We start from the raw sequence: 19,735 nt of genomic DNA on the forward strand, positions 1-19,735 counted from the left end.
AGACGCGGGGCATCAGCGTCGAGTTCGCCTCGGCCGGCGACGGACTGGTCGATCTACGGATAATCCTTACCTCCGACGACCTGCGCGACGTGTTCAACCCCCTCGCGACCGATGTCGCTTCCGCCGCCGCTGCCGCACAGGGACCCGACCAGGCGTTGAGCGAGGCGATCCGCCGGTTCGAGCACTGGCGTGCTCTGCTCCGGTCGATCGCCGACACAGGTCTCTCGCCAGAAGCGCGACTGGGTCTGTACGGCGAGCTCGCGATCCTCCGTGACCATCTGCTTCCGGTCCTGTCCGAGCTGACTGCGGTCGAGGCATGGACCGGCCCGACAGGGACCAACCAGGACTTCCAGCTCGCGACGGCGGCCGTAGAGGTCAAGACCACGGCCACGCGCCAGCCTCAGCACCTCACGATCACCAGCGAGCGCCAGCTGGACCGGGCCGGCATCAGCACGCTTGTGCTCGCCCACATGTCCGTCGACGAACGACGGGGCGGCACCGGCGAGACCATCAACCGCGCGATCGACGACATCACCGCGGCAGTCAGCGGGACGGCGGCTCTGCCACGATTCGAGGATCTGCTACTGCGCTCGGGATACCTGCCGGGGGACCGTCACCTGTATGCCGAGCCCCGCTACACCCGCCGTAACCTGAGATTCTGGCACGTCGTAGACGACTTTCCCCGGATCGTGGAATCGGACCTGCGGCCCGGCGTCGGAGACTGCCGGTACCAGATCGACACCTCCGGGCTCGACCGCTTCGTCATCCCACCGGACGAACTGCCCCGGATACTGAAGGGGGACACGTGAACCGCCCCGACCTCGACACCTACGCGCAGGCCCTCGTGGCGGAGGTCCTCGCCACCGCCGAGACCGAGAACCTCACCGCCCCTGAGGCATTCACCCGCCGCGTGCTGGACGACCTGGAGCAGGCCGGCGAGGTCGAGAACACGTTCCTCGCCTACCACCGGGCCCACGGGGTAGAGGCGAACGGGTACGGATCGAACGACTCGCTCGGCACGCTCGACCTGTTCATCACCGCGTTCAGCCTGCAGCCCCGTCAGGACCGATTGCCTCGTAGCCAGGCCGAGATGCTGCTCAAGCGACTGGCGACCTTCGTCCGGCGGTGCGCCGATGGGCTCGCCCGCGACATCGATGAGTCATCCGACGTCCACGACATGTGCACCGCCATCGAGAAGGCCCTCGCTGACGGGCCACGGCTGAGGCTTTTCCTGCTCACCGACATGATCAGCGCCGTGCCGGCCCTTCCCGCGGCCGAGGTCGACGGACTCGCCGTTACCTACGAGATCTGGGATCTGCAACGGCTGCACCGGCTGACCACCTCCGGGACCCTCAGCGAGCCGATCCATGTCGACTTCGACCCTCCGGTCGCATGTCTGTCGACCCCACCCGGCGACCGAGGCTACACCGTGATGCTCGCGATGGTCCCCGGCCAGGACCTGTCCGATCTCTACGGCCTCTGCGGAACCCGGCTGCTCGAACTCAACGTCCGCTCGTTCCTGCAGACCAAGGGAGGCGTCAACCGCGGAATTCGCGACACCCTCCTGAACAGCCCCGACGACTTCCTCGCCTATAACAATGGCATCACCGCGACCGCATCCGAGGTCGACATAGTGACCCTGCCCGAGGGCGGGCGGGCCATCAGCCGCATCCGGGACCTGCAGATCGTCAACGGTGGGCAGACAACCGCGTCCCTGCACTACGCGCACACACGGGACAAGGCAGACCTCAGCCGGGTCTGGGTCCAGATGAAGCTGAACGTGGTCTCCGCCGATCGGGTGCACGAGATCGTGCCCCAGATCTCGCGGTACTCCAACACCCAGAACAAGGTCACCCTCGCCGACTTCAGTTCCAACCACCCGTTCCACATCGCCGTCGAGAAGGTCACCCGTTCGATGTGGGCGCCGGCGGTCGACGGCAGCGGCCAGGAGACCCGCTGGTTCTACGAGCGCGCACGGGGTCAGTACACCGATGCGCTCGCGCTGGAACGCACGCCGGCCAACCAGCGCAGGTTCAAGGCGCTCAACCCGCTGTCGCAGAAGTTCACCAAGGCCGACCTGGCGAAGTATGTCCATGCTCATGGGCAGCTGCCGCACTACGTCAGCCGCGGGGCCGAAAAAAACTTCCGCGAGTTCATGCTCAACATGGGCGAGACCCCGCCAGACGTCGACGTGGCCTACTGCCAGCGTCTGATCGCTAAGGCGATCCTGTTCAAAGCCGCCGACCGCGTGGTCGCGGCGCGGGATTTCGGTGGCTACAAGATCAACATCGTCGCGTACACAGTTGCGCGATTGGTCGAGGCCGCCGGGAGACGGATCGACCTCGACCGGATCTGGCGGGAACAGGCCCTCACCCCGGCTTTGACCGCGGCGATCGACGACCTGTGTGGCCCTGTGCGAGAGGTGATCTTCCATCCGCTACGCGGCACGCATGTGGGCGAGTGGGCCAAGCGGGTCGAGTGCTGGGAGGCAGTCCTCGACATCGCCTGGAGCGTGCCCGACGACCTCGTTGACGAACTCACCCGCGCGCCGGTCGAGGACACGGTCGAGATCTCCGACCAGCGCGACGAGTCCGCGACGATCGCCGAGGTCGAGCAGATCCCGGCCGAGGACTGGTTCGCCGTCGCTAAATGGGCGAAAGAGACTCAGAATCTGAAACCGTGGCAGCGCCAGCTTGCTTTCAGCATCGGCCGCTATCTCAGTAACGATACGGAGATCAGCGACAAGCAGGCAGTTCAAGCGCTGCAGCTGATGGTCGAGGCGGAGCAGTTGGGATTCCGTCGCTCTGATTGAAGCCAGCGACGGGGGACCCGTAGTCGACCTTGTTGACGTACGCTGACCCAGCTCGCCAGCACCGGCTACAAGGAGGCGTCTGCCACGAGCGCCCAGTGGCCCAGGCTCTCTGGATCGCCTTCGTGGACGCGTTCTGGACGTACGCCGCTGAAAAGGTTAGGAGCAAGGGCGCGGACGTGATCTGGGGACCGGCGCTCGACGCGCTACTCGACCGAATCCGACTGCGTGCCACCACTCTCGGAGGCGCTGCGAAGAATCGGTTCAACAGCTGGATCCTGCAGAAGAGCGTTCTCCGGATCACCAGCAACTCGGTCGAGTGCTATCGCACCCATCCCTTCCCCGCCCTGGAATGCGCCTACGCCACGGCGACCAGCGCGCTCATGGCCAAGCGCGTCTGAACCTGCGTCTCAGCTCGTTCAACCGCGTTGCCCTGAGCCCGGCACCGCCGCGCCGGCGCTATCCCTGACGATGGGCCGCGGGTCTGCGGACGCCAGTGTCCGGAGTGCTGTCGGCGCCGTGAGTAGCGCGGCTGGCCGTGACCGGTCAATGTGATGGCCTCCAGTCGCGACGCATCCCGTCCCACGTCCGCCGACGGTTGAACACCTCGACGAAGGCTTCCGTCACCTCGCGCATGACGGCGACGTGCTGTGCGGTCCACGGCGTCGGCTCGCTGCTCGGGCCAGGATCTAGCGGGACGTCCGCCACCCCGAGGTGGTCCAAAGCGATGTCGAGGCGTCGGACCGCAGCGACGTAAGCAAGACGCGCTTGCCGCAGGTCGCGGTCGTGGCCGTTGGAGCTCATCGCCGGAGTGTATCGAACATATGTACGGCTGTGGGCGGCTCGGCAGTGGCCGGTGTCGGCGCTGGCGCCAGGGCCGCGGACCCGGGCGAACGCGGCCGCCAACGGGCCAGCCCGACTCAGCGGCGACCTTGCGCCCGCGTTCGGGCGGTAGCGGCGAAGCTGCGCGCCGCCTAGGGCCACCGGTTCGGGGCACCGCCCGTCTCCTGCTGCACGACATCGATGAACTCGTCCAGCGACACCAGGCGTCACTCAAGCGTCTCCGACCCGGTACTGGCAGGGACGCGGAGGCGGTTCGGATCTGCGGATTCAGCCGTCAGGTCGAGCACCGTGTTCGTGGACCTGGCGGCCCACCCTGGAAGGTCGACAGATCTGACGGCGCACAGCCGACGTGCTGAGACGCAGCAATAAAATGGGGGTAAAGTGGGGATCCGCTTGTAATCGGCAAGATCATGCAAGCGTTTGCCCTGGTGAGAGCTCCCCCATTTGGACTCGAACCAAAAACCTGCCGGTTAACAGCCGGCTGCTCTGCCAATTGAGCTATGGGGGATCGCGACCACACCACAGTGAGGGCGACCGGACTAGAGTACATGATGTGCCCGGCCCCAAGCACAGGGGTTATGTCGACGCGCCGAGCGGCGTGCCGGCACGCCCCACCAACCCCGTCGGGCCGCAGGTCAGGCCCGTCGGGCAGCGCATTCAGCCAGGCCGCCGGGCGGCACCATCCAGCCAGTACGACGCAGGCCCACCACGCAGGGCCACCCGGCACCGCCGGAGGCGTCCACCCGGCAGCGTGAACCTGACCGGAGTGTCGACCGCGACGCGCCGGCACCCACGTTTGCCGGCATTCGCCCCCGGGAAGCAGGTGTCACCGGCACCATGTACGGGTATGCACGGACAGACGACGCAACACGTCCGTTCGCGTGACTAACGGCGACTCGCGTCGCCTGAAGGAGGAGGTCGCATGCGCGGCAAGCTGTGGTTCCTGGGCGGTCTGGCCGCGGGTTTCGTTCTCGGCGCCCGGGCCGGTCGCGAGAAGTACGAAGAGATTGTGGCTACGGCCCGTAAGGTTCGGGAGCACCCCACGGTCCAGGAGGCCCGCGGAGTGGTCCAGGAGCAGGCCACCAGGTTGGCGTCGACGGGCAAGGAGAAGCTCAGCAACTCCAAGCTCGCCGAGACCAAGGTGGGTCAGAGCCTGCTGAGCGGCTCGGAGTCCGACACCACTCTCGCCACCACCGGATCGGGTGTCACCCGTCCGAGTAGCAACTCGACCAGCACCAGCGGCACGGGTACCAGCTACTAGATCAAACTCGCTGATACGGCGGGCCGGGCATCCGGCCCGCCGTTCGCCATGTTCACACCCGTATGGGACCGGCGTCAGCGCCGGCGCCGCCACCAACCGCGCCGCGGCACGTCGGGCCCGACCTCCGGGTCGGCCGCCGGGGACCCGGCCGGCGGGTCGGCCGGCCGCTGGGCCCTCCACTCCTCGACGATCCGGTCGACGTTCACCGGTCGCACGCTGATCCGCAGCTCCGACGGCTGCCTCAGGAACTCCACGATCCGCCTGTTCAGGTCGGCCACCGTCTCGCGCACCTCGGCCTCCGACCGCATCCGCCGGACCACCGACGGCAGCTCCTCGGCCTCGCGCCGCAGCAGCACCGCCGGCGGCAGCAGAGTGTCGCCGGTGACGCCCTCGCGCCGCAGATAGCCGTTGAGCCACCAGTTCTCGTTGTCGAGCTGGCCGGCGCCGGGCAACGGCTTGCCCGCACCGGGTAGGTTGTCGAACTCGCCGCGGTCTCCGGCCTCGCGGATCTGCCGGTCGATCCAGGTCTCGAAGTTGACTCCGGCCGGTCGTCGCTCGGTCATCAGACGCCCCCAAAAAGACGATTCTACAAGCTCCACAGTGGACGGTCGGAAACACGGTTGAGGTACCGGGAGCCGGTACCTACCGTTGGACCGCCGGCGAGGAAGGCCGCGACAGAGGAGGGGACCATGCGCACGCACTACCCGCGCACCCCGCACCTGCCGTGGTCGCCCGGAAAGGCGTCCGACGACGTCACCGCCGCCGACCTGTCCGGGTTCGCCGGCCGCGAGGTCGTGGTCACCGAGAAGCTCGACGGCGAGAACACCACCCTGTACGCCGACGGGCTGCACGCCCGCTCCCTCGACTCCGCGCACCACCCGTCGCGGGCCTGGGTCAAGGCGCTGCACGGGCGGATCGCCGGCGGCATCCCGGCGGGCTGGCGGGTCTGCGGCGAGAACATGTTCGCGCGCCACTCGATCGCCTACGACGACCTCGACAGCTACTTCTACGCGTTCTCCGTGTGGCGCGGCGACGACTGCCTCGACTGGGCCGGCACGGTGCGCTTCGCGCGCATGCTCGGTGTGCCCGTGCCGAGAACCCTGTGGCGCGGGATCTTCGACGAGCGGGCCCTGCGCGCGCTGCGCCTCGACACCGCGCGGCAGGAGGGCTTCGTCGTCCGCACGACGGAAGGCTTCCCCCGCGCCGGGTTCGCCGCGCGCGTCGCGAAGTGGGTGCGCCCGGCACACGTCCAGACCGACACGCACTGGATGCAGGCGCCCGTCGTTCCGAACGGTCTCGGCCCGACGGCGGTGCTGTGGGACGTCAGGTCCGGGGGCACGCCCGACGCCGCGGCGCTGAGCGCCGCGATCGGGGGCGGGAAGACCGGGGGCGGGGCCGTCGCCGAGGTCTCGGCCCGGTTGGACGTGGCACAGCGCACCGGCGACGCCCGGCTGGCCGGCGTCCTGGCGACCCTGCTCCACGACCGGCGCCGCTCCGAACTGATGCCGTCCCTCGCGGAGAATCTCGGAATGCCGCTCGCCCGGCGGGTCGCCGACCTCGTCGGGCTGCACGCCACCCTGCACCGCGCCGTTCCCGACGGGCAGCGCCGGTCGGGCCTCGTCCGCATGGCGGCGGCCGTCGATCCCGGCGTGCTGCACGCGGTCGCCGCGACGGTGGCCGCCACGAAGGAGGAGCGCGAGCAGGTCGAGTGGTCGATGCTGCACGCCGACGACGCCGGGCTGCTCGGTCCCGAACCCCTGCGCCCGTTGCGTGCCGGCGTGCGTGCCGGCCTCGACGGCCTCGACCCCGACGCGGCCGACCGCTGCTGGGCGGAGGCCCGCGACGCGTACGCCGCCGGTCGCATCTCGACCGCGGAGGAGGCCCGGCCGTACACGTGGCGCTGGCGCGGCAACGACTTTCCGCGGCTGGTGCTCACCGTCGGCCCGTCGGGCAGCGGCAAGAGCACGTTCCTCGCCACGCTCGCCGCAGACGAGCGGATCTCGCTCGACGACATGCGCGGCGCCCGCGGAAGCCGGCAGGACCAACGCGCCAACACCGAGATCCTCCACAGTGGACTGGACCGGCTCGACGCGGCACTGAAAGCCAACAGAACCGTCGTCTGGGACGCCACGTCCATCAACGGCCAGCAGCGCGCGGTCGTGCACGCGGTGGCCCGGCGGCGCGACGCCTGGCTGACCCACGCCGTGCTCCTGGTACCCGAAGCGGAACTGGTACGCAGGAACGGGCGCAGAGAACACCCCGTTCCCGCCGGAGTGCTCGACAACCAGCTGCACCGGTTCGCGCCGCCGTATCCCTTCGAGGCACACCGCACCTGGTACGTAGGAAGGAACGGCACCGTCGACGACGTCGCCGGCACGCTCGACAGCGAGGACCCGTGATGCGGACGAGCGAGGAGATCTACCACCGCGTCCGGTGGGACCCGCGGTTCGACCCGGCCCGGTTCGTGCTCGGCATCAACGTGCGCGGCGCGGCGCCCAAGCGGGTCCCGCTGCCGAACTTCGTTCCGGGCGGCGACATTCCGTGGCACCGCGTGCTGTTCGTGGAGGCCGACGGCGAGCTCGTGTGGGACCGCGCCGCGGGCGTCGACCGCATCGACTCCTCCGGCGCCGGACGCGTGCGGGAGGCGCGGCTGCTACGCGCGCCGTTCTTCACCGCGCGCACCGCGTACGCGTACGACGCGGGGTGGCGGGCACAGGAGACCACCGAGCCGGGAACGGCCACCCACGTCAGGGTGCTCACCTGGAACACGTTGTGGGACCGCTACGACAGCGACCGCATCGACACCGCCCGCCGGTGGCCGCTGCTGCTCGCCGCCCTCGAACGGGCCGACGCCGACGTCATCGCCCTGCAGGAGGTGCAGGCCGGGCTGCTGGCCGCGATCCTCGCCGCGCCCTGGGTCCGGAGACAGTACACAGTGGACTCCGACCCGCGTGGGCGCGACGTCGAGGCGAGCGGGCTGCTCATGCTCAGCCGGCTTCCGGTCCGGGAAGCGGGCCGGCACGCGTTCGGCCCGTACAAGGCGGCCGCCGGGCTCACCGTGCTGACGGCCGCCGGTCCGCTCGTCGTGGTCGGCACCCACCTGACCAGTGACCACACCGCCGACGGCGCCGGCCACCGGCTGCGTGAGCTGACCGCGCTGGCCGACGGCCTCGGCGGCGTCGACGCCGACGTGGTGCTGCTCGGCGACTTCAACGACGGCACCACCACACCCGTTGCCACGACGGGCATGCGCGACGCCTGGACCGACCTGCACGGCGACGACACCCCCACGTTCGACCCGGGTGTCAACCCGCTCGCCGCCGTCTCCTCGTTGTCGCAGCGGGCGGCGCGCATCGACCGGGTGCTGATGCGCGGTCCCCTGTTCCGCCCGACGGCCGCGACCCGGCTCGGCGACACGCCCGCGACCGACGACGGCCTATTCGTCTCCGACCACTTCGGCGTCGCCGTCGATCTCGTCGCCGGCCCGCACGACGGGCTGCCCGGAGATACCGCAGTCCTCGACGTGGCACCGACCGCCCGCACGGCCGTCGCGTGGCTGCCGCCGGCCGAGCTGTGGCCGGCGATCCAGCGCGTCCGCGCCGCGCACGACCCGCAGGTCGAGCGGTGGCCACCGCACGTGAACCTGCTCTTCGGGTTCGTGCCGGAGGCCGACTTCGAGCGCGCGGTGCCGCTGCTCGCGGACGCCGCCACGCGCGTCCAGCCGTTCACCGCCCGCCTCGACGGCGTGCGGACGTTCGGCGACAACACCGCGGTGTGGCTCGACCCGGCCGCGGCCGACCCGGCACCGTGGGCCGCGCTCCGGCGCGAGCTCGAACGCCGGTTCCCCCGCTGCCGGGGCCGCGCCGAGGGCTACACGCCGCACCTCACGCTGGGCCGGTCCCGCGACGGCCGCACCGTGCGCCTGGAGGCCATGACCGCACGGGTCGGCGACCTCGTCGTCCTCTCACGGCGGGGCGACGAGCCGATGCGGGTGCGGGCGACGGTCGCGTTGGGCACCGGTGCCGTGCGGTGGGCGTCCCCGGAGAATGGTCCACAGAGGACGGTGGACGGCCCGGCGGATGCGCTCGCCGCGCGGCTGACGGCGGCCCTGGCCCCGGGCGTGGTCGAGGTCGTCGGCTCGCGCCGCATGGGCTGCGCGCGGCCCGGCGCCGACCTCGACCTGGTCGCCGCGCTGCCCGGTGCCGACGACCTCGACCGGGTCGCGGAGGTGGTCCGCGCGGCGGTGCCGGAGGCGGGGGTCCGCGCGGTGGTCGGTGCCCGCGTGCCCGGGCTGAGGCTGACGACCGACGGGCTGACCACTGACCTCGTCGTCGTGTCGACCGGCGACCTCGACCCGGCCGAGGCGGTGCGACGGCGCACCGACCTCGGCGAGGCGGCGGCGGTCGCGCTGCGCGCGGTCAGCGACGCCGACGCGATCCTCGCCGCCGTCGACGGGCGCCGCGAGGAGTTCGCCGCGCTGGCCCGCACGGTCAAGGCGTGGGCGCGCGCACGCGGTCTCGACTCCGCGCCGCACGGCGGGATCCCCGGCATCGCGTGGGCGGTGCTGGCGGCCCGCGCCGTGCGCGACCGGCGACCGTTCTTCGAGACGTGGGCCGCGTGGGACTGGCGGGACCCGGTGACGCTCGACGGACCACCGGGAGACGCGGTCGGCCGCGCGTTGTCCATCTACACGCCGACCGAACCGGTGCGGCTGTGCACCGAGCAGGTCGGCCCCGGGTGGCGCGACCTGGTGACGCAGGAGCTGTACGAGGCGTGGGACAACCCCGCGGACCTCCTCGCGCCGCCGCCGATGCACCGGAGGCACGCCGCCTGGGCGGTGCTGTCGGTGCCGGCCGACGAGGTGACGCTCGGCCGGGTACGCGGACGGGTGCGGTCGCTGCTGACCGCGCTGGAGGACGCCGGAACCCCGGACGCGCACGCGTGGCCGCGCCCGTTCGAGTCCACTGTGGAGGTTCACCGGTACGCGGTCGGCCTCGGCCGCGACCCGGTCGACAGGCCGACGCTCACGGCTCTCGCGGAACCGTGGTGCGCCGGCCTGACGGGTGTCGAGGTGGAGTGGGCGGACGGCGGATCCGTGCCCACGTTGGTCTAGAGGTAGATGTCGACGACCCCGCCGTCGGTCCGCTCGGCCCGGGGCAGGTCGGCGGCGACCTTCGCCGGCAGGTCCGCGTTCCGGGTGGCCTGCAGGAAGTCGGCCTGCGCGTTGACCGCGGCCTGGTACGCCTCCGGGTCCTGCCGCTGGTTGGTGGCGGTGGGGAGGCTGAGCGACAGCGCGGTGCCGGAGCCGATCGCGTTGACTGACATGGGACCCGCCTTCGGGGCCGGTACCGGGCGACGGTTCGCCCGGCGACGGAGTTGGCGACCTCACTATCGGCCGCCGCGGGGGCGGACCTGAGAACTTGACCCGGCCCACTAGACATTGGACTGACTTCGAACGGGAAGGTAGTGATGGCGTCCACCCAGAACCGGAACGAGTATCTCGAGCAGGTCGTCGCCCAGCAGCAGGTGCTGGAGGAGAACCTGAGGTCCAAGCGCAGCGCACCACCGCCCACGGAGCGCAGCCGGGCGGCGGCGGAGCCCGACCGACGGGTCGAGGTCCGCATCACCGGGTTCGGGCGGTGGAAGACCGTGCTCGTGCCGCCGAACGCCTTCGTCGTGCACACCCGGCGCGGCAGGGCCGACCCGCTGCACGTCGGGCTCGGGGTCTCCTTCCGCTACCGGCCGCAGACCGACGCGTTCCTCGTGGTGCCCGGCGCGATGCAGACGATCCTCATCAGCGCGTTCTCGATCTGCCGGGAACTGCAGGGCGTGGTGGTACAGGCGTACGTCCAGTGGATCATCGAGGACTTCGGCACCGCGTACCGCAAGCTCGACTTCAGCGACCCCGACGACCCGATGCGCCTGGTGAACCTGCAACTCAAGGAGCAGGCGGAGGCGGCCGTGAAGGACAAGGTCGCCACGATGAGCGTCCACGAGGTTCTCAGCGACAAGCAGCCCATCATCGAGGAGCTCACGTCGCGGCTGGGTTCGGTGGCCGAAGGCCTCGGGCTGCGCATCGTCACCGTGCAGATCAAGGAGGCGGTGGTCAGCTCGTCGCGGCTCTGGGAGAACCTGCAGAAGCCCTACCGCGCCGAGCAGGAGCGCCTGGCCCGCCTCGCCGAGCTGACCGCCGCCGACGCGGTCTCCGAACGCGAGATGAGCGTGGCCCGCGCCCGCGAGACCCGCCGCCTCGCCGACGAGCGCGAGCTCGGCGAGCTCCGCCACCGCAACGAGGCGGCCGGCTTCGACCGCGACACCGCCGAACGCGTCCGCCGCGCCGGCCGCGAGCAGGAGGACGCCCGCACGCTCGCCGACCTCGAGAACGAGACCGCCACCCACGCCCTCGCCATCAGGCAGGCGCGGCAGCGGCAGGAGCACGAGGTCAACCAGGCCCGCGTCGAGAACGACCAGGCTCTCCGGGCCCTGGAACAGCAGGGCGAGCTGGCCCTCGCCCGCGCCGCGGCCGCCGCCGAACACGACCACGCCGTGCTCGCCCTCGACCGCGACCGCATCCGCGGCGACATCGCCAACACCCAGTCCCCGGCCAGCATCCAGGCGCAGCTCGTCGAACGCCTCCCCGACATCGTCGCGAAGATGCCGAAACCCGCCGAGCTCCGCGCCGTCACGATCGGCGGTGCCGACAGCACCACCGTGGGCGGTCTCATCGCGGAGCTCACGGCCGTCGTCGGCGCTCTACGAGACGCGACTCGTTGATCAGCCGCTCCGCAGAACTTCGTGCATACGCGCCGTACCCGACGTCACCGGCCCACCTCCGGTCGTCGTCGGGTCCAGGCGCGGGGCGCCCGCCAGTGCCGCACCATCGCCACCACCCGTAACCCGAACACGAACACCGCCGCCGCGGTGCCGACGATCCCCAGCGGCAGCCCCGCGTGGTACGCACCGACGACCCCGGCCGACCCCAGCGCGGCCGGGATCGCGTACAGGCTGGAGTCCGCCTGCACCAGCGCGGGCGTCTCCCGCGCGGTGATGTCACGCAGCACTCCACCGCCGACCGCTGTCATCACCCCGAGCAGCACCGCCTGCAGCGGCCCGAGGTCGAACCGCAACGCCTTCAGCGTGCCCGTGACGCAGAACAGCCCGAGCCCGGCCGCGTCGAAGATCAGCACGGTGAACGTCCACCGCTGCAGGAGAGGATGCGCGAAGAACGTGACGGCCGCCGCCACCACCGGCACCACCAGATACATCACGTCGGTGAACGCGGCCGGTGGCGTGTCGCCGATGATGAGGTCGCGCAGGATGCCACCCCCGAGCGCGGTGAGGATGGCGAGCACCAGGATGCCGACGGCATCGAAGCCCTTCTGGATGGCCAGCAGCGCCCCGGACGTGGCGAACGTGAACAGGCCGACCAGTTCGAGCATGGTGATGACGAGCGCGACGGACACGCCCACCGAGCCTAGACGACCGCACGGGCCGTACCGTATTCGTGCGGCTTGCGTGGCGACGCCGTGGGCGCGCCGGTCGCCCGGGTGGCTGCCGGTGCCGACGTGGACGGGCCGACGAAGTCCAGCAACCGCACCAGGTTCCGGGCGACTTCCGGCGGTCGGACCACCGTGACAGGTGTTCCGAGCGGGTTCGTGGCGCGCGGTGTCCGTGTGCCGCGGGGCCGTCGATCTCCACGTACTGTTCCGGCGTGCAACCGAACCAGCCCTACGACAGTGGATGGCCTCCCCAGCAGTATCCCGGTCCGCCGCAGGTCACCTATCCGCCCCCGCCGCCGGGACCGCCGTTCGCACCGGTGCCGCCGCGCAGGGGTGGAGGGGGTAGGACGGCACTCGTCGTGGTCCTCATCCTCGTCGCGTTCGTGTGTCTCGGGGTGCCGGCCGCCGGCGCGGTCGTGTACGCCACCACCGAGGATGGGCCGTACACCAGCGTCGACACGGTGTGCGCGCTGTTCTCCGGCGAGAACGGCAAGAAGTTCACCGGCGGCCAGGCGGGCCGGCCGGCCGCCGGCACGGGCGACGGGTCGTGCAAGTGGGACCAGGCCGGCCTCTACGTCTTCGAGGTGTTCGTGGAGATCGTGCGCAAGGACCGCTTCACGAGCAGCATCGAGAAAGCCACCGAAGAGTTCGGACACGCGAAGAACCTGTACTTCCGCGAGATCTCGAAGCCGCGGACGATGTCCGCCCTCGAGGACGCGTGGGGCATCGGCGACCAGGCGTACCTGCAGTTCACCTCGCAGGTGCTGGCGTCGGGCAAGGACCGCGCCGACAAGCAGATCCTGCTGGCCCGCAAGGAGAACGCCGTCATCCACGTCGAGTTCACGGCGTTCACCCAGGCGACGGAGTTCCTCGGTCCGGCCGAGTGCACGAAGGTCAACCGCGACTTCCGTGATCCCGGGATCGAGCTGTTCAACCTCGTCGTTCCCGGCCTCCGCCGGTCGGGATAGGCGTCCGCAGGGGTCGGGGTAGGTGTCCGCAGGGGTCGGGGTAAGGGGCAGGCGTCACGCCCCGAGGCGCCGACGGCCTGATGTAGGCCATCATCGATGACGTACACCACGGCGACCCCGACGGTGGGTGGATTCGATGAACTCGACAGGGTTGGCCGCTCCGGTCGATGCGCTCGGCGACCACTACGACGCGGTGGTCGTCGGGTCGGGATACGGCGGGGCGGTCTGCGCGGCCCGCCTCGCGACGGCCGGGTGGCGGGTCTGCGTTCTCGAACGCGGCCGGGAACTGCGCCCCGGGCAGTTCCCCGAGACCGTGGCCGCCCTCGCGGCGGAGCTCCAGGTCCGCACCGACACGCGGCGGTTCGGCCGGACCGACCGGTTGATGGATCTCCGCACCGGTCGGTCGGGCAGCGTCGTGCTCGGGTGTGGGCTGGGCGGCGGCTCGCTGATCAACGCGGGCGTCGTCACGCGTCCGCCGGCGGCGGTTTTCGAAGACCCGCGGTGGCCGGTCGAACTGCGGGGTGACGCGTTGGCGCCGTTCCTCGACCGGGCCGAGCGCATGCTCGGCGCGGCACGGTATCCGGAGGGCTGGCCGCGATCGTCCAGAGTGGACGCGTTGGAGCGCATCGGCTCAGCGCTCGGCGGACGGGTCGAGCGGCCCCCGGTGACGATCAGCTTCCGGGCCGGCGCCAACCACGTCGGATACGAACAGGCGGCCTGCACCCTCTGCGGAAACTGCGCGACCGGCTGCAACCACGGGGCCAAGTCCACGTTGGCGACGACCTACCTTCCGGTGGCCGTGGCGCACGGGGCACACCTGTTCACCGGCGTCGACGTGCGGACGGTCCTGCGCGGGTCCGACGGGGAGTGGACGGTGTCGATGGCCGGCCCGACCGGGTTCGTGCGGGCGCCGGTGGTGGTGCTCGCCGCCGGCGCGCTCGGGTCGACGGAGATCCTGCTGCGGTCGCGGGCCGCGGGGCTGCGGCTGTCGCGGCGGCTCGGCGCGGCCTTCACCGGCAACGGCGGCGCGCTGGCGTTCTGCTACGGCGGCAGCGCGCCGATCGCGGGCTGGGGCACCAGGCGGCCCGCGTCGGCGTCGGATCCGCCCGGGCCCACGATCGCCGGCGTACTGAGGCTCGACGACGGCCGGCTCGTCGAGGACGGCGTGGTCCCGACCGCTCTCGCCGAGCTCACCGCCGCGGCTCTCGCGCTGCGCGCCGAGGGCCGGGCCGGCTTCGCGCCGTCGCCGCGCCGGCTCCGCGACGTGGTGACCCGCTCGCACCGGATTCCGGCCGACCGCACGCTGATGCTGCTGCTCGTCAACGCCGACGAGGCGACCGGGCGGCTGGTGCGGGCCCCCGATCCCGTCGGCGTGCGCGTCGTCGGCGGAATCAGCCGGCCCGACGCGCGGGCGCTGCGGGCGGTGGCCGCGGCGGTCGGCGGTCGCCTCGTCACCGACCACTTCGCCGGGCCGACCGAGCGGGTGTCGGTGCATCCGCTCGGCGGCGCGCCGGTGGGCGACGACGGACGCCACGGCGTCGTCGACCACAGTGGACGCGTGTTCAGCGGCGCCTCGGACGAGGTGCACGACGGTCTCTACGTGGTGGACGGGGCGATCGTTCCCCGGTCGCTCGTGGCCAACCCGCTCCTCACGATCACTGCGCTGGCGGAACGCTGCGCCGATCTCATCGTCGCCGCCCGCGCCCCGCGGGGAACGTCGTCGCGCCCCGGTGGGCGAGGGGGCCGGCTGCGGTTCACCGAGCGCCTCCGCGGTCACCTCGGTCGCAACGCCGACGGTGACCCGCAGGCCGGAGCCGCGCAGGGCCTTGCCGACGGCACCCCGCTCGACCTGCGGCTGACCCTGTCCACCGACCGTCCGGGCACGTTCGACCCACAGTGGACGGTTGCCGGCGCGGTGGTGGCACCGGCACTGGCGCCGCGCCGGCTACGCGTGGTGCGGGGCGGCTTCCGGGTCGACGCCGACGGTCACCTCGACGCCCGCTACTCCCTCGACCTGGTCTCCGACGACGGCCACCGGTTCGCGCTGACCGGAACCAAACGGGTCCACCCGTCGATGGACGCGCGTGCGCTGTGGCGTGAGACCACGACGCTGTCGGTCGTCGTCCGGGAGTGCGCTGCCGACCGGGTGGTCGCGGCCGGCACCGCGAGCATCACGGCGACGGACCTCCTGCGGCAGCTGGGCTCCGTGCGGCTCGCCCCGCTGACACCGAGAGCCGCGCCGACAACGCGGGACGCGCGCGCGATGCCGTGGCTCGGCGGCGTTCCGGTCGCCGCCCGCCGGGTGATCGGGCTGCGCGGCCGGCGACGCGCACTCCGTCTCCCCGAACCGGAGCCGCGGTGGTGCGCCGCCGACGGAACCTGGCACGGCGGCGAGGAGGCGGGGCCCGACGCGTGGCTGCGGCTCGTCCGCTACCGGGGAGGGCCGCGCGGCCCGGTGATGCTCGCGCCCGGGTTCAGCATGTCGGCGACGTCGTTCCTCGTCGACACCATCGCCGAGAACCTGGTGGAGCACCTCGTCGCCGCGGGGTACGACGTCTGGTTGTTCGACTACCGCGCCAGCATCGACCTGCCGTCCGCCCGCTCGGCGTTCACCATCGACCACCTCGCGCTCGTCGACTGGCCCACCGCCGTCGCCGAGGTGCTGCGGCGGACCGGTCGCGGCACGACCCACGCGCTCGGGCACTGCGTCGGGTCGCTCACGCTGATGATGGCGTTGGCCGCCGGGCTCCGGGGAGTCCGGTCGGCGGTGTGCATGCAGTCGACGCTGCACCCGGTCCCATCGACCCTCAACGCGTTGAAGGGCGCACTGCCGATCGGACGCGTCGTGCGCGCCGCCGGCGTACGGCACCTCGCACCGGCGCGGGGTGGGTCGCTGCCGGCCCTTGCCGCCAACGCCCTGCTGCGGACCGTCCCCGCGCCACCCGGCGAGCGGTGCGGCAGGGCGATCTGCGACTGGGTGAACGCCCTGTACGGATCGACGCATCGACACGCACAGCTCGACGACGCCACCCACGACGCCCTGGGTGACCTGTTCGACGTGGGCAGCGTGCCCGCGCTGGAGCAGCTCTCCCGGATCGTGCGCCAGCGCAGTGTCGCCGCCCGCTACACCGCCCACCCCGAGCGGTTGCGACTCCCGGTGCTGCTGGTGCAGGGCGAGTGCAACGACATCTTCCGCCCCGCCGGGAGCCTCCGGACCCTGGAGTGGCTGACCGCGGCCAACGGCCCCGGCCACTGCGAGCGGATCGTGCTACCCGGCTACGCACACCTCGACGCGCTCATCGGCCGCACCGCCGCGGCCGACGTGTACCCGTTGCTCACGGCCCACCTGAACCGCCACGACCGCTAGCCCGCGCCAGGGCCAGGGCCAGGATCGCGTAGCCGAGCAGCGCCGCGCCGGTCCCGGGACCGACGACCACGGCCGGCGCCACCGAGGTGGCGAGCCCCACGACCAGACCGGCCGCCGCGACCGCGCAGACGACGGCGCCGAGCAACCGCAGGTGCGGGTCGCCCAGCACCGGGACGAGTGGGAGGAAGTGCGCGCCGACCACGGCCGCCACCAGCGCCGGGATGGACTCCGACCAGCCGACCGACGCCAGAGGCGTCACGGTCACGCCGCGCCCGGCCTGCCGATGGGACCGTTCCATGGGTACCTCCCCGTACGCTGTGCCGGATGATCGTATGGTCGACGGGGGACAGGGGCGACCCGATGGACGACGGGGACCGGTTGACGGACTGGGCGGCGCGGCTGCGTGCCGCCACGGACCGGGCCGTTCGCGAGGTCCTGTCGACGTACCCGTACGAACCCGACGGGCACCACGTCGGTCCGCCGGCCACGCAGGCGGAGCTGGCCGGGCTGCGCGAGCGCCTGCCGTGGGTACCGGACGAGCTGGTGGCGTTGCACCGGCACGTCGGGCCGGTCTGGTTGCCGGACATCGGCAACGGCCACTTCCTGCACTCCGTCGACCTGATGGTCGGTGCGGTCGAGGGCGGTCGCGCCGACCGGATCGCCGAGCCGCTCGCCGACAGCGTCGAGGTCGTGGTGTTCGGCAGCAACGGCGGCGGCGACCTGTTCGCGGTCGCCACCGGAGACGGGCGGGTGTACCGGCTCCGGGAGGCGGCCTACCACGGCGGCGTCTACAGCGGCACGGAGTACGGCGTCACCGTGGTCGGCGACGACCTCGGCGACCACCTCGACCGGCTGCTGGCCGCCGTCGAGGCGTTCAGCGCGGCACCCTAGGCGCCGCAACCGAGGCGCCGCAACCGAGCTCACCTCCGCCCGCACCCGAATGGCACGCCGCCGCGGCCACGATGGGGAGGTGACAGCCGCAGGGAACCCCCACATCACCCGTCGCATCCGTTTCCGGAGCCACGTGGGCGTGCTCGACGCCGCCTCGTCCGCGTCACAGTGGTCGCTGCCGTCGCTCCCGTCGGCGTCCGCGCGGCGGGCGGGACTGTCGCCCACCACCTGCGCCGACCGTCCCACGGTGTCGATCATCCGGAGCCGTTCGTAGTCCGGGTGTCTACACTCGCCGGGTGCCGATCGAGGTCCGTCCCGCGTCCCAGGCCGACCTGCCCGCGCTGCTCGGCCTGTACGCCGAACTGCATCCGTCCGATCCGCCGTTGACGACGCCGGCCGCGGCCCGGATCTGGCGGGACATCGAGGCACAGGCCGGACGGACGATCCTCCTCGCGCACGCCGCCGCAACCGTGGTCGGCACCGTCGACTGCGCCGTCCTGCCGAACCTCACGCGCGGTGGCCGGCCGTTCATGCTGGTCGAGAACGTCGTGGTCGACCCGGGACACCGGCGGACGGGAGTGGGCGCGGCCCTGCTGGAGGCCGCCGTCGGGCTGGCCCGGCGGGCGGGGTGCTACAAGGTCCAGTTGCTCTCGCGGGCCGAACGCGAGGCGGCGCACCGCTTCTACGAGTCCCGCGGCTTCCGCGCGGTCGCGCAGGGCTACCGCCTCTACCTGGACTAGGCCTTGTCCTGCCCCGAGTTGCCGACCGGTGGCGGTTCGCCCATGATCGACATTCCAGCGTCGTACGGGAGGCGATGTCATGTATTCCGCTGTCGCGCGGTTGACCCGGGTCGTCGACCCGCCGTCCGATCTGGTCTGCTGGGCGTCGACCGACGACGGCGAGTACCTCCACTGGGTCGTGCGCCCGAACACCGACCCCGACACGTGGACGGTGCTGGCAGGCGCGATCCGCTCCGGGATCCTCTCCGACGACCACCCGTCGGAGAAGCACACCTTCGAGCCCTTCGACACCGATGCTGCTGCGTAGTGCCACGATGGCGGACCTTCCGGAGCTTCTCGACGTGCAGGAGGAGGGCGCGAAGGCCGGTCTGGGCCACATCTTCCCGCAGGAGGTCCACCCGTTCCCGCGGTCGCGGCTGGAGGCGCGGTGGGCGTCGGAGATCACCGGTCGGGACGTCCAGGTCCACGTCGCGGTGCGGCGCGACGGCGGACCGATCGAGGGGTTCGCGGCCGTCCGCGGCAACGAGCTCCTGCACTTCGGGCTCGCGGTGAGCGCCTGGGGCACCGGACTGGCCGCGGCCGTGCACGCCGAACTCGTCGACCTTCTGGCCGCCTCCGGTGAACCGTCGGCGCGGCTCCGCGTCTTCGAGGAGAACCGCCGGGCCCGCCGCTTCTACGAGAAGATGGGCTGGATGGCGACGGAAGAGCGCTCGCGGAGCACGTTCCCGCCGTACCCGGTCCTGATCGAGTACGAGATGGAGCTCACCGACGGTCGTGCTTCTGCAGGCGGTACTTCGTCATGATGCGGACGATGCGTTCGGCGTAGCGGGGATCGGTGGCGTAGCCCGCCTTCGCCATCCGCTTGACGAACGTCTTCGGCTTGCCACGCGCGGCGAAGGCCTTGCGGTACCGGGGATCGGTGGACAGGAACCGGCCGTGGTCGGCGAACGAGTCGTCCATCGAGCGGTACACCCGGAACGAGTGGACCGTCGCCCGGCACCCGGCGCGGTCGCAGACCCGGTCGGGCCCGTTGCGGCACCCGGCGGCGATCGGGCCGCCGCCCGCGGACCCGCACGTCATCCCGAAGTAGTTACGGGACGAGCGGGCCAGGTCGCTCTTCCCCCAGCCGGTCTCGTGCACGGCCTGCGCGATCACCACCGACGCCGGAACGCCGTACCGCCGTTGGCTGGTGCGGGCGACCGCTGTCGCGTTCGCGAGGAACGCGCGCTGGTCGGCCGACAACCGGCCCGTCGGTCCGGCGTATGCGTCGGGATCGGTTCCGGTGAGGGCGGGAGCGGTGACCGACAGGACCGCACCCACGGTCGCCGCGACGATCCGGCGTAACCCAGCTGCCATG

Annotated in this window: 20 protein-coding genes and 1 tRNA gene; 14 read left to right on the forward strand and 7 right to left on the reverse strand. The window is 71.8% G+C overall.

Translation table 11 applies throughout. The features are described from left to right. Positions 1–62: 62 nt before the first annotated feature. From Voc01_RS14570 to Voc01_RS14580, 3 genes are all read left to right on the forward strand, one after another. Positions 63–809: a PD-(D/E)XK motif protein gene (locus tag Voc01_RS14570; protein ID WP_275423718.1), complete on the forward strand. Its 747-nt coding sequence runs from the start codon at positions 63–65 to the stop codon at positions 807–809. Next, on the forward strand, positions 806–2,812 hold the full coding sequence (locus tag Voc01_RS14575; protein WP_203927942.1) for an AIPR family protein: 2,007 nt from the start codon (positions 806–808) through the stop codon (positions 2,810–2,812). The genes Voc01_RS14570 and Voc01_RS14575 overlap by 4 nt, the downstream gene beginning before the upstream one ends. Positions 2,813–2,907: 95 nt before the next feature. Next, complete coding sequence (locus Voc01_RS14580) at positions 2,908–3,210, forward strand: hypothetical protein (RefSeq protein ID WP_203927943.1); 303 nt, start codon at positions 2,908–2,910, stop codon at positions 3,208–3,210. A 145-nt stretch (positions 3,211–3,355) separates the two neighbouring features. On the opposite strand, the gene Voc01_RS14585 is transcribed toward Voc01_RS14580, so the two are convergent. Further along, positions 3,356–3,613 carry a hypothetical protein gene (locus Voc01_RS14585; protein ID WP_203927944.1) on the reverse strand — a complete coding sequence of 86 codons (258 nt, stop codon included), beginning with the start codon at positions 3,611–3,613 and terminating at the stop codon, positions 3,356–3,358. 474 nt (positions 3,614–4,087) lie between these two features. Continuing rightward, positions 4,088–4,160 (reverse strand) — tRNA-Asn (locus Voc01_RS14590). A 414-nt stretch (positions 4,161–4,574) separates the two neighbouring features. On the opposite strand from Voc01_RS14590, the gene Voc01_RS14595 reads away from it, so the two are divergent. Further along, entirely contained in the window at positions 4,575–4,913 is a 339-nt protein-coding gene (locus Voc01_RS14595; RefSeq protein ID WP_203927945.1) for a hypothetical protein, read from the forward strand. A 74-nt stretch (positions 4,914–4,987) separates the two neighbouring features. Here Voc01_RS14595 and Voc01_RS14600 read toward each other — a convergent pair whose 3' ends face one another. Next, a complete protein-coding gene (locus tag Voc01_RS14600) occupies positions 4,988–5,476 on the reverse strand; it encodes a DnaJ family domain-containing protein (protein WP_203927946.1) in 489 nt (162 codons plus the stop codon). 126 nt (positions 5,477–5,602) lie between these two features. On the opposite strand from Voc01_RS14600, the gene Voc01_RS14605 reads away from it, so the two are divergent. Continuing rightward, positions 5,603–7,312 carry an RNA ligase family protein gene (locus Voc01_RS14605; protein WP_203927947.1) on the forward strand — a complete coding sequence of 570 codons (1,710 nt, stop codon included), beginning with the start codon at positions 5,603–5,605 and terminating at the stop codon, positions 7,310–7,312. Continuing rightward, a complete protein-coding gene (locus Voc01_RS14610) occupies positions 7,312–10,026 on the forward strand; it encodes an RNA repair domain-containing protein (protein WP_203927948.1) in 2,715 nt (904 codons plus the stop codon). The genes Voc01_RS14605 and Voc01_RS14610 overlap by 1 nt, the downstream gene beginning before the upstream one ends. Here the strand turns inward: Voc01_RS14610 and Voc01_RS14615 are convergent. Continuing rightward, positions 10,023–10,238, reverse strand: a complete 216-nt coding sequence (locus Voc01_RS14615; RefSeq protein ID WP_203927949.1) for a hypothetical protein — start codon at positions 10,236–10,238, stop codon at positions 10,023–10,025. The two genes, Voc01_RS14610 and Voc01_RS14615, sit on opposite strands and share 4 nt — an antisense overlap. Before the next feature lie 144 nt (positions 10,239–10,382). Between Voc01_RS14615 and Voc01_RS14620 the strand changes: the two genes are divergently transcribed. After that, positions 10,383–11,687, forward strand: coding sequence for an SPFH domain-containing protein (locus Voc01_RS14620; protein WP_203927950.1), 1,305 nt, complete (start codon positions 10,383–10,385; stop codon positions 11,685–11,687). A 44-nt stretch (positions 11,688–11,731) separates the two neighbouring features. Here the strand turns inward: Voc01_RS14620 and Voc01_RS14625 are convergent, their stop codons facing one another. After that, a complete protein-coding gene (locus tag Voc01_RS14625; RefSeq protein ID WP_239160193.1) occupies positions 11,732–12,376 on the reverse strand; it encodes a trimeric intracellular cation channel family protein in 645 nt (214 codons plus the stop codon). 248 nt (positions 12,377–12,624) lie between these two features. Here Voc01_RS14625 and Voc01_RS14630 point away from each other — a divergent pair, with 248 nt between their 5' ends. Both Voc01_RS14630 and Voc01_RS14635 read left to right on the forward strand, forming a co-directional pair. After that, positions 12,625–13,380, forward strand: coding sequence for a hypothetical protein (locus Voc01_RS14630; RefSeq protein ID WP_203927951.1), 756 nt, complete (start codon positions 12,625–12,627; stop codon positions 13,378–13,380). A gap of 136 nt (positions 13,381–13,516) precedes the next feature. Then, positions 13,517–16,747: an alpha/beta fold hydrolase gene (locus Voc01_RS14635; protein ID WP_203927952.1), complete on the forward strand. Its 3,231-nt coding sequence runs from the start codon at positions 13,517–13,519 to the stop codon at positions 16,745–16,747. Here the strand turns inward: Voc01_RS14635 and Voc01_RS14640 are convergent. Further along, a complete protein-coding gene (locus Voc01_RS14640; RefSeq protein ID WP_203927953.1) occupies positions 16,716–17,045 on the reverse strand; it encodes a hypothetical protein in 330 nt (109 codons plus the stop codon). The two genes, Voc01_RS14635 and Voc01_RS14640, sit on opposite strands and share 32 nt — an antisense overlap. A 26-nt stretch (positions 17,046–17,071) precedes the next feature. Here Voc01_RS14640 and Voc01_RS14645 point away from each other — a divergent pair, with 26 nt between their 5' ends. From Voc01_RS14645 to Voc01_RS14665, 5 genes are all read left to right on the forward strand, one after another. Beyond that, on the forward strand, positions 17,072–17,638 hold the full coding sequence (locus tag Voc01_RS14645; RefSeq protein ID WP_203927954.1) for an SMI1/KNR4 family protein: 567 nt from the start codon (positions 17,072–17,074) through the stop codon (positions 17,636–17,638). Between the two features lie 79 nt (positions 17,639–17,717). Continuing rightward, positions 17,718–17,912 (forward strand): hypothetical protein, encoded by a 195-nt coding sequence (locus Voc01_RS14650; protein ID WP_203927955.1) that lies wholly within the window; start codon positions 17,718–17,720, stop codon positions 17,910–17,912. A gap of 22 nt (positions 17,913–17,934) precedes the next feature. Continuing rightward, positions 17,935–18,378, forward strand: coding sequence for a GNAT family N-acetyltransferase (locus Voc01_RS14655; RefSeq protein ID WP_203927956.1), 444 nt, complete (start codon positions 17,935–17,937; stop codon positions 18,376–18,378). Positions 18,379–18,457: 79 nt separating this feature from the next. After that, a complete protein-coding gene (locus Voc01_RS14660; RefSeq protein WP_203927957.1) occupies positions 18,458–18,685 on the forward strand; it encodes a hypothetical protein in 228 nt (75 codons plus the stop codon). A gap of 7 nt (positions 18,686–18,692) precedes the next feature. Then, positions 18,693–19,181, forward strand: a complete 489-nt coding sequence (locus Voc01_RS14665) for a GNAT family N-acetyltransferase (RefSeq protein WP_203927958.1) — start codon at positions 18,693–18,695, stop codon at positions 19,179–19,181. On the opposite strand, the gene Voc01_RS14670 is transcribed toward Voc01_RS14665, so the two are convergent. After that, the gene (locus Voc01_RS14670; protein ID WP_203927959.1) at positions 19,141–19,734 is read right to left on the reverse strand and encodes a glucosaminidase domain-containing protein; all 594 of its coding nucleotides are present in this window, start codon (positions 19,732–19,734) and stop codon (positions 19,141–19,143) included. The genes Voc01_RS14665 and Voc01_RS14670 overlap by 41 nt on opposite strands. Position 19,735: the final 1 nt, after the last annotated feature.

It is taken from the genome of Virgisporangium ochraceum (assembly GCF_016863655.1).
In the GTDB taxonomy this organism is placed as follows: Bacteria; Actinomycetota; Actinomycetes; order Mycobacteriales; family Micromonosporaceae; genus Virgisporangium; species Virgisporangium ochraceum.

Excerpts from the sequence above, each read along its gene's own strand:
- Voc01_RS14640 (WP_203927953.1), bottom strand. The coding sequence starts at position 17,045 with ATGGAACGGTCCCATCGGCAGGCCGGGCGCGGCGTGACCGTGACGCCT.
- Voc01_RS14665 (WP_203927958.1), top strand. The coding sequence starts at position 18,693 with ATGGCGGACCTTCCGGAGCTTCTCGACGTGCAGGAGGAGGGCGCGAAG.
- Voc01_RS14660 (WP_203927957.1), top strand. The coding sequence starts at position 18,458 with ATGTATTCCGCTGTCGCGCGGTTGACCCGGGTCGTCGACCCGCCGTCC.
- Voc01_RS14610 (WP_203927948.1), top strand. The coding sequence starts at position 7,312 with ATGCGGACGAGCGAGGAGATCTACCACCGCGTCCGGTGGGACCCGCGG.
- Voc01_RS14600 (WP_203927946.1), bottom strand. The coding sequence starts at position 5,476 with ATGACCGAGCGACGACCGGCCGGAGTCAACTTCGAGACCTGGATCGAC.
- Voc01_RS14615 (WP_203927949.1), bottom strand. The coding sequence starts at position 10,238 with ATGTCAGTCAACGCGATCGGCTCCGGCACCGCGCTGTCGCTCAGCCTC.
- Voc01_RS14620 (WP_203927950.1), top strand. The coding sequence starts at position 10,383 with ATGGCGTCCACCCAGAACCGGAACGAGTATCTCGAGCAGGTCGTCGCC.
- Voc01_RS14670 (WP_203927959.1), bottom strand. The coding sequence starts at position 19,734 with ATGGCAGCTGGGTTACGCCGGATCGTCGCGGCGACCGTGGGTGCGGTC.
- Voc01_RS14585 (WP_203927944.1), bottom strand. The coding sequence starts at position 3,613 with ATGAGCTCCAACGGCCACGACCGCGACCTGCGGCAAGCGCGTCTTGCT.
- Voc01_RS14595 (WP_203927945.1), top strand. The coding sequence starts at position 4,575 with ATGCGCGGCAAGCTGTGGTTCCTGGGCGGTCTGGCCGCGGGTTTCGTT.
- Voc01_RS14635 (WP_203927952.1), top strand. The coding sequence starts at position 13,517 with ATGAACTCGACAGGGTTGGCCGCTCCGGTCGATGCGCTCGGCGACCAC.
- Voc01_RS14605 (WP_203927947.1), top strand. The coding sequence starts at position 5,603 with ATGCGCACGCACTACCCGCGCACCCCGCACCTGCCGTGGTCGCCCGGA.
- Voc01_RS14645 (WP_203927954.1), top strand. The coding sequence starts at position 17,072 with ATGATCGTATGGTCGACGGGGGACAGGGGCGACCCGATGGACGACGGG.